This window comes from Mucilaginibacter sp. (assembly GCF_039207105.1).
GTDB lineage: Bacteria > Bacteroidota > Bacteroidia > Sphingobacteriales > Sphingobacteriaceae > Mucilaginibacter.
Window position 1 is genome coordinate 27,226 of the sequence record NZ_JBCECK010000044.1, and the last position, 10,717, is coordinate 37,942.

Sequence of the window (10,717 nt, forward strand, 5' to 3'; positions counted from 1 at the left end):
CTTATTATCTCGCCGTTTTCATCTGTAAGGACAAAATAAGTGCTGCTGTAGGAATCAAAATTATCAAATGAAAAATTTAAAGTAAGTAAATTATAAGGTGCTTCGGCTACTGGTGGCTTATTGTCAGGTCCTGGATCTGAGGAGGTCTTTTTTGAACAGCTAATAATAATGGTTGCCAACGCAACAAATAGTGGTATTAGTTTTTTCAATGATGGTTTAGTTTTAGTAATAAAAGCGCCAAAGGTAATAATTGACTTTAATTGGCACAAGTTGATAACACGCCAACTTTAAACTCGTAATTCTCAAAAACTCAACTCAAATTCAAAACAATTCTCAACCTGCCCTGTTACCCTACCTTTATGAATTTAAATGGTAAACATGAGAAACGTATTCAAAGCAACCCTGCTTGCTGTAAGCTTATTATTTGTCGGGCAGATCTCGAGGGCACAATCTAAAATTGGTTATGTGGATTTTCAGGCACTGATTGGTCAGATGCCCGAGGCTAAAACTATTAAACCGCAGATTGACGCTTATCAGAAACAATTTGTTGACCAGCTTACCACCATGAATAACGAGCTGCAAACCAAAGGAAAAGCATTCCAGGATCAAAGTAAAACCATGACAGATGCGGTAAAGGCAACTAAACAGGCTGAACTACAGGATATTCAAAAGCGTATGCAGGATTATCAAAACGATGCTCAGCAAAAGGTTGAAGCCAAATCAAACGAATTGGTTAAGCCACTGGCCGATAAGGCAACCGCCGCCGTTAAAGAAGTAGCAAAAGCAAAAAACATTGCTTATGTAATTGATTCGTCACGTGGCAACCCGCTGCTGGTATCTGGCCCGGCCGATGACCTGACTGCCGACGTAAAGGCAAAGTTGGGTATTAAATAAGCAGATTTTTAACTCTCCATATATACCAAAGCACCTTACCGGTTTTAAAACTGGTGGGTGTTTTCTTTTTTTGTAGAGACGCATCACATGCGTCTTTTTTATTCCTGCTGATTATCAGTCATAAACCCTAACTTTATGTAAGAGATCTGAAGTCGAACATCCGAAATGAAATATTATACTATTCTGCTTTGGTAAAGACTATTTGAATAAAAAACAAATGATCATGGAACAAGTAAAAAGTATCCCCGCAAATTATCAGCGTATTATGCCCTACCTTATTATTAAGGACGCTGGAAAATTTATTGAATTTATGCAGAGCGTGTTTGGTGCAACGGAACAGTACAAACATATGCGCGATGAAAACCATATTATGCACGCGGAAATAAGTATCAACGGCAGCACTGTTATGTTTGCTGATTGTAATGATGAATTCCCACAACAAAACGCGGGTATGTTTATTTATGTTGACAGCTGTGATGAAACCTATAAAAAAGCCTTAGATAACGGTTCCGAAAGTATTATGACGCCGGCCGATCAGCCCTATGGCCGAAGCGCTGGTGTTAAAGACCCATTCGGTAATACCTGGTGGCTGACTAATCCGCTTTGATTGGAATTTCGGAATTCGGATGTTCGATTTCGGATTTAGCTAATCTTAAAAAAGACCCGAGAATAAAATAAATCCGAAACCGAACATCCGAATTCTCAAATCAAAGAATCTGGTTAAACTCCAACCGCTCACCATCGGGGCCGGCGATATTGAAGTACTTGCATCCGTTTTTCCAGAATTGCAGAAAAACGGGAGCCTCTTCCTGAATCTTTAACCCGGCCTGTTGGGCTATGGCAAAAGCCTCGTCAATATTGTTTACATCAAATGCAACGTGGTCAACATGGCCATGTTTGCGGGTCCTGATCTCGGCCAAAGCAGCTTCGGGTAGTTGGTACAGTTCTAAAATGATATCACCCAATTGCATCATTACACAGGTGCCTTGTCCATCCTTGTCAGTAAAGGGCTGTTCCATCACATTTTTAAAGCCCAGTCGACTGTAAAATACTTGTGACGCCTGTATATCGGTAACCGGTATGCCAATGTGCTGTATGCTGTTGATTTTTAAATTGATAGAATTTTGCATGGTTTGTAATTGGTGTTGAAATAAGTTTGAAAAATAAGTAACTTAACTAAGTTAAATCATTTTACACAGTGTTAACACATTTGCCATAAATTGCTGTTAAACTTGCAGCCAAAATTGTATAAATGAAAATAGGAATTGTTTGTTATCCTACCTTCGGGGGAAGCGGCGTTGTTGCTACAGAATTGGGCAAAGCCCTTGCTGATCGCGGCCACCAGGTTCATTTTGTTACCTATAATCAACCGGCCCGTTTAGATCTCTTTTCCGAAAATTTATTTTATCACGAGGTATCCGTATCTAACTATCCGTTGTTTGATTTTCCGCCTTATGAACTGGCCCTGGCCAGCAGGCTGGTGGATGTGGTACGTCATGAAAACCTTGATGTGTTGCATGTGCATTACGCTATTCCGCATGCCTCGGCGGCGTTTATGGCCAAGCAGATATTATTAACCTACGGCATTTATATTCCGGTGGTAACCACACTGCACGGTACCGATATTACACTGGTGGGTAAAGATCGTACCTTTAAACCGGTAGTTACGTTTTCTATAAATCAATCAGACGGGGTTACCGCAGTTTCTGAAAATCTGAGACATGATACCTATGAGTTTTTTGAGATAGAGAACGATATCAAGGTAATTCCCAACTTTATTGACCTGAACCGTTTCAGCCTTAAAGCGAAAGATCACTTTAAAAAAGCGATAGCGCCATCGGGCGAAAAAATATTGGTGCATACTTCCAACTTCCGTAAGGTAAAACGTACCGAAGATGTGGTGAAAATATTTGCAGAGGTGGTTAAAAAGATACCTTCAAAACTACTGATGGTGGGTGATGGTCCGGAACGTTCTGCCTGTGAGCAGCTATGCCGCGACCTTAACGTGACCGATAACGTACGCTTTTTGGGTAAACAGGATGCTATTGAAGAAATACTTTCTGTTGCTGATCTTTTCCTGATGCCTTCGCAGTCAGAAAGTTTTGGTTTAGCAGCGCTGGAGGCTATGGCCTGCAAGGTTCCGGTAATTAGTACCAACGCCGGTGGTTTGCCCGAACTGAATGTTGACGGCGTTACCGGTTTCCTTAAAGATGTTGGCGATGTGGAAGGAATGGGTGAAAGGGCCGTTTATATATTGGAAGATGAAACCCGTCTGGCTACCTTTAAAGAGAACGCCCTGGCACGCGCCAAAGAGTTTGACTTGGCGACTATTTTACCGTTATACGAAAATTACTACCTGGAGGTAATTGATAAGTGCAGAAGCAAATGCCCCGGAAAAGTAAAAAGTAATTAACTTACTGTTAAATAGTAAGTTAATTTTAAAACTAATATTTAGTGCTGTTGTTTATCCGTTACAACAGCATTTTTTTTGAGGTTTGCTCTTTTTGATGACTAATGTAACATGACCGATACAGTTGCAGAAAATTTTTCTAAAGCTTAAAATTTATCGTTTATGTTAATTAACTTAGTTTATTGTTTCACTTTTAAAAATTAAAACTTATGGCAAAGCACACAACCCTAAAGCGTGGTCAATTACTTAAGTACATTGGTAAAAGGTGGAAGAATTTAAATATCACCAGTACCCATTTTTTGAAATTTTTAGGGTACGACGGTAGTGGCTTCGCCGATATCTGGGTTGAATATCAGGGTCGGTTATTGTTTATCTCAATTAAAGAGATTGAACTGGCCGCTTAATTATCAACTTTAAAATATTTTGCCCGGGTTTGTCATTTAACTTACCCCGGCATTTTATGGCTTTTTAGTATCAATAAAAAAGTTATATTTGTGTTAAGGAAATGGTGTCTTCCTATTTAACCGCCCTAAAAAGCTGATGGCGCCTACAAAATAATTGATCCGCGGGGGGTATCCTGCGCTAATTTTTTGTAGGTGGAAAATAATCTCAACAAATCGTTTTTAAAACTGCATAGCCATTATTCATGGCCGCAACCACTGCTGTTTTACTGTTTATTTCCTAAACAAAAGAGAACCGTACCCCTTGTCATTGCGAGGTACGAAGCAATCGCGAACATTACAAATCCCGGTGCTATTCTGCGCCATCGCTTCCCGCTTTCCAATCTCCTCATATTTAACCTAAATTTTTGCCAATAAAATGAACAACAAGATCTTCACGTCCGAATATTTTTCTATACTCAGGCATTTACTGCGGTGGACGTTCATCATCGTACCCATCGCCATAGCCATTGGGAGTATGGTGGCCCTGTTTTTATGGCTGTTAACGCTGGCCGTACATTTCCGGTTTGCCCATACTTACCTGTTATACCTTTTGCCGGTAGCCGGTGTGCTCATCTACTTTATTTATAAGCTGGTGGGCCAGTCTGCCGAAAAGGGAAATAACCTCATTATTGACGAGATTCATAACCCCGGTGGTGGTGTGCCTAAACGCATGGCTCCCATTGTGTTAATTACTACGGTTATAACCCACCTTTTTGGCGGTTCGGCAGGGCGCGAGGGAACGGCTGTACAAATAGGCGGCAGCATAGCGCAAATGTTTGGTAAATGGTTTAAACTAAACGAGGCTGATACCAGTGTTGTACTCACAGCTGGCATAGCCGCGGGCTTCGGCGCTGTTTTCGGCACTCCGCTAACCGGAGCAATTTTTGCTATGGAGGTACTCACCATAGGGCGCATCCAATATAATGCTCTGCTGCCTTGTTTAATTGCCGGTGTTATTGGCGATGTAACGGTAGCTGCCTGGGGCGTTCATCATACGGCATATCATATTGATGTTTTCGCACTTGCGCCGCATTGGTATTCGCACTATTTGTCGTTTGATTTTTTATTACTTTTCAAGGTGATCATAGCCTCAGCGACGTTTGGGTTGGCCAGTTTTTTGTTTGCCTATATGGTGCATGGCATTAAATCGTTTTGTGTAAAATGGGTATCCATCCCCTGGCTCATCCCGGTATTGGGCGGGTTAATTATCATTGGCCTTACCGCCCTGATCGGTAAACCCGATTACCTGAGCCTGGGTGTTGATGCCGAACATGCCGGGGCAGTTACTATACCATCGGCCTTTCATGCCGGAGGGGCCGACACCTGGAGCTGGCTCTGGAAAACCATTTATACCACCTTAACACTGGCTACCGGTTTTAAGGGTGGCGAGGTAACCCCGCTTTTTTATATCGGCGCAACGTTGGGCAATACGCTTTCTACCTTGATGAATGCCCCTGTAGGCTTGTTTGCCGCATTGGGTTTCATAGCGGTTTTTGCCGGGGCAACCAACACCCCACTGGCTTGCACCTTTATGGGGATAGAGCTTTTTGGCGGCGAATACGCTTTGTTTTTCGCGGTGGCTTGTTTTACCGCTTACTTTTTTAGTGGGCACTCGGGTATTTACAGCGCGCAGCGCATTGGTGTCCCCAAGGTTGATGATACGCAATTTTCTGATGCCGAAACCCTGAAAGAGGCTGGCAGCCGCAGGCAAAGCTACATCCAAAAGAAACTGCAGAAATATGGTTTTGGAAGGCAGGAAGACAATATTTAGTTCTTAACTAAATTGTCTTTTCAATGAGGAACGGGGAGAAATCTTTTGCGTTATGCAAAATTCGCCAGTTTTATTGCATAAGATTTCTTTTTCGAGCTGCGCTCATGCCCACCCCTGCTCTATCTAAATGACAACCATTTTCGTGTTACTTCTTCCGTGAAGTTGTAGAAATATCCGAAACCGTTTTTGAGGGGGATGAATTGTGCGGTTAATCCCCAAATCTGCTCAATCGTGATTCAGACAATCACCCTTAAATGTCATGTATTTTTAGTTATTAACAATTTAATATATTGAAAATAAGATAGTTGTAAATTGGTATTATGCGTAGAGGGACTATTGGTTCACACATGTGGAAAACTCTGAAATGCAACATAATAGTGATACTAATAGCTTTGATTAAAACACCCTTCGTGTTTTAACTTGTACTTTATCACCTCCTCAAACTATCATGCTATGGCCAAAAATACAACTCCAAAAAAAGCAGCTGCAAAAAGTGGAAAGGGACTTAAAACCACCCGTTATTTCAGTAAAGAAGGCGTAAATATATTTGATCTGTTCCGGTACGAGAAGCGATCGTCGGTTATCCGTAACCCATCCGGCGATGCCGTATTTGAAATGAATGATGTTGAAGTGCCCGCAGGCTGGAGCCAGGTAGCTACCGATATTCTGGCGCAAAAATATTTCCGTAAAGCCGGTGTGCCGCAACAGGATGGCAGCCTGAGTGCCGAAAAAAGTATTAAGCAGGTGGCCCATCGCATGGCCAATTGCTGGAAAGACTGGGGCATGCGTTACGGCTATTTTGCCACCCAAAAAGATGCCGATATATTTTATGACGAAATAGCCTACACCATTGTTGGGCAACTGGCCGCGCCAAACTCTCCGCAGTGGTTCAACACCGGTCTGCATACCTCATACGGTATTACCGGCAAGCCGCAGGGCCACTATTTTGTTGACCCTAAAACAGAAGAGTTAAGCAAATCGACCTCGGCCTATGAGCGCCCGCAGCCACATGCTTGTTTTATCCTTTCTGTTGATGACGATTTGGTGAACGAGGGTGGCATCATGGATCTTTGGGTACGTGAGGCCCGGATATTCAAATATGGATCGGGCGTGGGCACCAACTTCTCCAAAATCAGGGGCGAAACAGAGAAACTGGCAGGTGGTGGTTATTCATCGGGCCTGATGTCGTTCCTAAAAATTGGCGATAGGGCGGCCGGAGCCATTAAATCTGGTGGTACCACGCGCAGGGCGGCCAAAATGGTTTGCCTTGACCTGGATCACCCTGAGATTGAAGATTTTGTGAACTGGAAGGTAGAAGAAGAAAAAAAGGTGGCCGCGCTTATTGCCGCCGGTTACTCATCAGATTATGAGGGCGAAGCTTACCGTACGGTATCGGGCCAAAACTCCAATAACTCGGTGCGCATCCCCAATAACTTTTTTCATGCCCTGAAAGGCGGTTCGCCCTGGGACTTAACCAGCCGTATCACCGGTAAAACCACTAAAACTATTCCCGCGCAAAAACTGTGGGACGACATAGCCTTTGCCGCCTGGGCCTGCGCCGATCCGGGTGTGCAGTTTGATACCACCATTAACGAGTGGCATACCTGCCCTGAGGGTGGCCGGATCAACGCGTCAAACCCATGTTCGGAATATATGTTCCTTGATAATACGGCCTGTAATTTGGCATCTGTTAACCTGGCGCATTTCTTTGACCCCCAAACCCGGGTGTTTGATGTAAAGGGCTTTGAACATACCTGCCGTATGTGGACAATTGTACTGGAAATTTCAGTACTCATGGCGCAGTTCCCATCCAAAGAAGTAGCTCAATTATCATACGATTACCGCACTTTAGGTTTGGGTTATGCCAACCTCGGTTCGGCCTTAATGGTTAACGGTATTCCTTATGACAGCGATAAGGCCCGCGCTATTGGCGGCGCTATTACGGCCATCATGACCGGAACAGCCTACGCCACATCAGCCGAGATGGCCCGTGAGTTGGGTACTTTCCGTAAGTACAAGGATAATAAGCAGCATATGCTGCGGGTAATGCGCAACCACCGTTACGCTGCTTACAACTCTACAGAAAATTACGAGGATTTACAGATAACGCCTCCTGGCATCAACCCACAACATTGCCCGGATTATTTGCTTTCTGCCGCTTGTAATGCCTGGGACAAAGCCGTTGAAATGGGCGAAAAATATGGCTATCGCAACGCCCAAACCACTGTTATTGCGCCAACGGGCACTATTGGCCTGGTGATGGACTGTGATACTACCGGTATTGAGCCTGATTTTGCATTGGTAAAATTCAAAAAGTTATCGGGTGGCGGTTACTTCAAAATTATTAACCAGGCCGTACCCGAAGCGCTACGCAACCTGGGCTACCGCGAACATGAGGTTACTGCCATTGTAAACTATGCCAAAGGCGCAGCCAGTCTGAAAGGTGCACCGCACATCAATACCGATAGCTTAAAGGCTAAGGGTTTTACCGATAATGAGCTGGAAAAACTGGATAAGGGACTGGTATCGGCTTTTGAGATCAGTTTCGCGTTCAATATATGGTCGTTAGGCGAGGAGTGCCTGAAACGTCTGGGCATGACCGCCGAGCAATACAACGCACCTGATTTTAATGTGCTGCGTGCATTAGGTTTCAGCAAAAAACAAATCGCTGAGGCTAACGAGTATATCTGCGGAACCATGACCATTGAGGGTGCACCTTATTTAAAAGAGGCCCATTACCCTATATTTGATTGTGCCAATAAATGCGGCGCCAAAGGCGAGCGCTACATACATGCGCACGGGCATATTAAAATGATGAGTGCCGCGCAGCCTTTCTTATCGGGTGCTATATCAAAAACCATTAACCTGCCTAATGAGGCTACCGTTGATGAAATAAAGGATTGCTATGAGCTATCATGGGCGCTTGGCTTAAAGGCTAATGCGCTGTATAGGGATGGTTGTAAGTTGAGCCAGCCATTGTCAACCAAGTCTGACGCTAAAGAGGAGGCTGACGAAAAGCTGGAAACGGTAGAGGAAGTGCTGGGTGAGGCTGCTAATGTAAAATTAAGCGATTTAACCCCCGAGCAGGTACTGGAAGCCGCAATGGCCATCATGGAAAAATCAAAGGATACCAACTTTATGCGTCAGCTATCGCGCGTGGTACAGAAAAAGAGTCTGCCTTTTAAACGCCGTGGCTTTACTCAAAAAGCTACCATTGACGGGCAGAACGTTTTTGTACGTACCGGCGAATATGAAGATGGTACCCTGGGCGAAATATTTGTGGATATGCACAAAGAGGGGGCGACTTTCCGCTCGCTCATGAACTGCTTTGCCATTGCCGTTTCGGTTGGTTTGCAATACGGCGTACCGCTGGAGGAGTATGTAGAGAAATTCACCTTTACCCGTTTTGAACCTGCCGGTATGGTGGTGGGCCACGCTAATATAAAAAGCGCCACCAGTATTATCGATTATATTTTCAGGATGCTGGGTTATGAATACCAGGACCGTACCGACCTGGTACACATCATCACCGATAAAAATGGCATACTGGGCAACCCCCAAATGGGCGACGAAGATTTTAATACCGACGAAACTAATATATATGAACCTGTAACTAAACCTACCGAAAGCAATAGCTATAATACCGGCAAACGCCAGGGCCTTTCGGTTGATTTGAGTATGGGTGTACAAAGCGATGCCCCAAGTTGCAACGTGTGCGGGCATACTACAGTTCGTTCGGGCACCTGTTACAAGTGCCTTAACTGCGGCAACTCTATGGGTTGCTCCTGATCTGCAAGTTTTTGTTCAGTTATAAATAGTTTAATGTGTAAGCTCCGCTGCAAAGCGGGGCTTTTTTTTGACTTTATCTATCTCTTTTTCACTACAGCGAGTATATGGTAGCGTAACCCGTGGTTAGTAAATTATCCTGCAGGATTTCGCAATAAATTTGGCATAACAATCTTGTGGTGTGGTGGCAGGTCCGCTTACATGCCATCCAGCATGCTCATGTCAAATTTGGGTTTGAGGGTATAGGTTAACTGCACCAAACCGCTGCTGAATTGTTCGCTTTTGAGAAGCATCAGATCGGTACGTTCTTTAATATCGGTAAACAGAGGCTTGCCGGCACCTAAAATGGTTGGATGTACGGATAGCATCAATTCATTGATCTGGTTATGGGCTATAAATGCCGATACCAGTTCGGCCCCTCCATATAGCCAGATATTGGCGCCAGGCTGGTTCCTGATCTCTCCTATGCGCTGCTTAAAATCAGCCTGGGTAATAATCTCGTTGTTGCCTTTAACATGGGTAAGCGTATCTGAAAACACATACATTTTTAAAGCCGCGAACATTTCCGGATAAGCAGCCATGAGCATCTCATAACTTTTACGACCCAGGAAGATAGCATCGGTGCTGCCCAAAAACTCCGTCATGCCATAATCCTGATCAGCAAGGCACCAGTCGTACTCGCCATTAGGGCCTTCAATATATCCATCAAGGCTCATGGCCAGGTTCAAAATTATTTTACGCATACTTGGTTTTGAGGTATAACAGCTGGATTATTCTTCTTCGGTGGTGGTACGGTTTTGCTCCTGCCATTGCTTGCTGAACGATTTTTCGGCCACGTTAGGCATCTCCCGTAAGTTACCCCATGATTTTTTAAAGAAGGTTTTGAGCAAAAAGTTTTTCATTTTGCCGCCAAAAAAATCGGTGAGCTTACGTTTCAGCATCCCTTTTGTCCACATGCTCCAGCCCCAGCGCTCTTTATTGCTCACCAGGTGTTCGTTCACCGCATCACGGCGGTTCAGGAGTAGCATTTTGTGAATATCAATTTTAACCGGGCATACCTCGGTACACCTGCCGCATAAGCTTGATGCATAGCTCAGGTGCTTAAATTCGGCCATACCTTTTTCATGCGGGGTAATGATAGATCCTATGGGCCCGCTATAGGTAGTATTATAAGTATGGCCGCCAATGTTTTTATAAATGGGGCAAGCGTTTAAACAAGCGCCACAGCAGATACAGTACAGGCCCTGGCGCTGTTCTTTTTGAGCCAGCAGGTTGGTGCGGCCGTTATCCAACAAAATCACATACATTTCGTCGGGCCCGTCGGTTTCGTCGGGTTGGCGGGGGCCGCTTAAAATACTGTTATAAACGGTAAGGTTTTGGCCGGTACCATGCGTAGAAAGCATGGGCCAGAAT

At 44.3% G+C, this 10,717-nt stretch carries 10 protein-coding genes and 1 riboswitch; of the genes, 6 read left to right on the top strand and 4 right to left on the bottom strand.

Annotated features, from left to right (window positions below):
- Positions 1-209, bottom strand: a 209-nt coding sequence (locus AAGC65_RS11370; RefSeq protein ID WP_343112569.1) for a hypothetical protein, incomplete at its 3' end; no start/stop codon positions are given.
- 169 nt (positions 210-378) lie between these two features.
- On the opposite strand from AAGC65_RS11370, the gene AAGC65_RS11375 reads away from it, so the two are divergent.
- Both AAGC65_RS11375 and AAGC65_RS11380 read left to right on the top strand, forming a co-directional pair.
- Positions 379-894 (top strand): OmpH family outer membrane protein, encoded by a 516-nt coding sequence (locus AAGC65_RS11375; RefSeq protein WP_343112570.1) that lies wholly within the window; start codon positions 379-381, stop codon positions 892-894.
- A 223-nt stretch (positions 895-1,117) separates the two neighbouring features.
- Positions 1,118-1,501 (top strand): VOC family protein, encoded by a 384-nt coding sequence (locus tag AAGC65_RS11380; RefSeq protein ID WP_343112571.1) that lies wholly within the window; start codon positions 1,118-1,120, stop codon positions 1,499-1,501.
- 100 nt (positions 1,502-1,601) lie between these two features.
- Here the strand turns inward: AAGC65_RS11380 and AAGC65_RS11385 are convergent, their stop codons facing one another.
- The gene (locus AAGC65_RS11385) at positions 1,602-2,024 is read right to left on the bottom strand and encodes a VOC family protein (protein ID WP_343112572.1); all 423 of its coding nucleotides are present in this window, start codon (positions 2,022-2,024) and stop codon (positions 1,602-1,604) included.
- 122 nt (positions 2,025-2,146) lie between these two features.
- On the opposite strand from AAGC65_RS11385, the gene bshA reads away from it, so the two are divergent.
- From bshA to AAGC65_RS11405, 4 genes are all read left to right on the top strand, one after another.
- Positions 2,147-3,307: an N-acetyl-alpha-D-glucosaminyl L-malate synthase BshA gene (gene bshA / locus AAGC65_RS11390; protein WP_343112573.1), complete on the top strand. Its 1,161-nt coding sequence runs from the start codon at positions 2,147-2,149 to the stop codon at positions 3,305-3,307.
- A 206-nt stretch (positions 3,308-3,513) separates the two neighbouring features.
- Positions 3,514-3,708, top strand: a complete 195-nt coding sequence (locus AAGC65_RS11395; protein WP_343112574.1) for a hypothetical protein — start codon at positions 3,514-3,516, stop codon at positions 3,706-3,708.
- Positions 3,709-3,796: 88 nt separating this feature from the next.
- Positions 3,797-3,861: riboswitch (Fluoride riboswitch) on the top strand.
- Between the two features lie 262 nt (positions 3,862-4,123).
- Positions 4,124-5,518 carry a voltage-gated chloride channel family protein gene (locus AAGC65_RS11400; protein ID WP_343112575.1) on the top strand — a complete coding sequence of 465 codons (1,395 nt, stop codon included), beginning with the start codon at positions 4,124-4,126 and terminating at the stop codon, positions 5,516-5,518.
- A 453-nt stretch (positions 5,519-5,971) separates the two neighbouring features.
- A complete protein-coding gene (locus tag AAGC65_RS11405) occupies positions 5,972-9,307 on the top strand; it encodes a vitamin B12-dependent ribonucleotide reductase (protein WP_343112576.1) in 3,336 nt (1,111 codons plus the stop codon).
- A 194-nt stretch (positions 9,308-9,501) separates the two neighbouring features.
- Here the strand turns inward: AAGC65_RS11405 and AAGC65_RS11410 are convergent, their stop codons facing one another.
- Both AAGC65_RS11410 and AAGC65_RS11415 read right to left on the bottom strand, forming a co-directional pair.
- The gene (locus AAGC65_RS11410) at positions 9,502-10,047 is read right to left on the bottom strand and encodes a dihydrofolate reductase family protein (protein ID WP_343112577.1); all 546 of its coding nucleotides are present in this window, start codon (positions 10,045-10,047) and stop codon (positions 9,502-9,504) included.
- Between the two features lie 27 nt (positions 10,048-10,074).
- The coding region (locus AAGC65_RS11415) for a 4Fe-4S dicluster domain-containing protein (protein WP_343112578.1) at positions 10,075-10,717 on the bottom strand (643 nt) is incomplete at its 5' end.

What these genes read in the sequence shown, in the direction of transcription:
- bshA (WP_343112573.1), top strand. Translation starts at nt 2,147, where the DNA reads ATGAAAATAGGAATTGTTTGTTATCCTACCTTCGGGGGAAGCGGCGTT.
- AAGC65_RS11400 (WP_343112575.1), top strand. Translation starts at nt 4,124, where the DNA reads ATGAACAACAAGATCTTCACGTCCGAATATTTTTCTATACTCAGGCAT.
- AAGC65_RS11385 (WP_343112572.1), bottom strand. Translation starts at nt 2,024, where the DNA reads ATGCAAAATTCTATCAATTTAAAAATCAACAGCATACAGCACATTGGC.
- AAGC65_RS11405 (WP_343112576.1), top strand. Translation starts at nt 5,972, where the DNA reads ATGGCCAAAAATACAACTCCAAAAAAAGCAGCTGCAAAAAGTGGAAAG.
- AAGC65_RS11375 (WP_343112570.1), top strand. Translation starts at nt 379, where the DNA reads ATGAGAAACGTATTCAAAGCAACCCTGCTTGCTGTAAGCTTATTATTT.
- AAGC65_RS11410 (WP_343112577.1), bottom strand. Translation starts at nt 10,047, where the DNA reads ATGCGTAAAATAATTTTGAACCTGGCCATGAGCCTTGATGGATATATT.
- AAGC65_RS11380 (WP_343112571.1), top strand. Translation starts at nt 1,118, where the DNA reads ATGGAACAAGTAAAAAGTATCCCCGCAAATTATCAGCGTATTATGCCC.
- AAGC65_RS11395 (WP_343112574.1), top strand. Translation starts at nt 3,514, where the DNA reads ATGGCAAAGCACACAACCCTAAAGCGTGGTCAATTACTTAAGTACATT.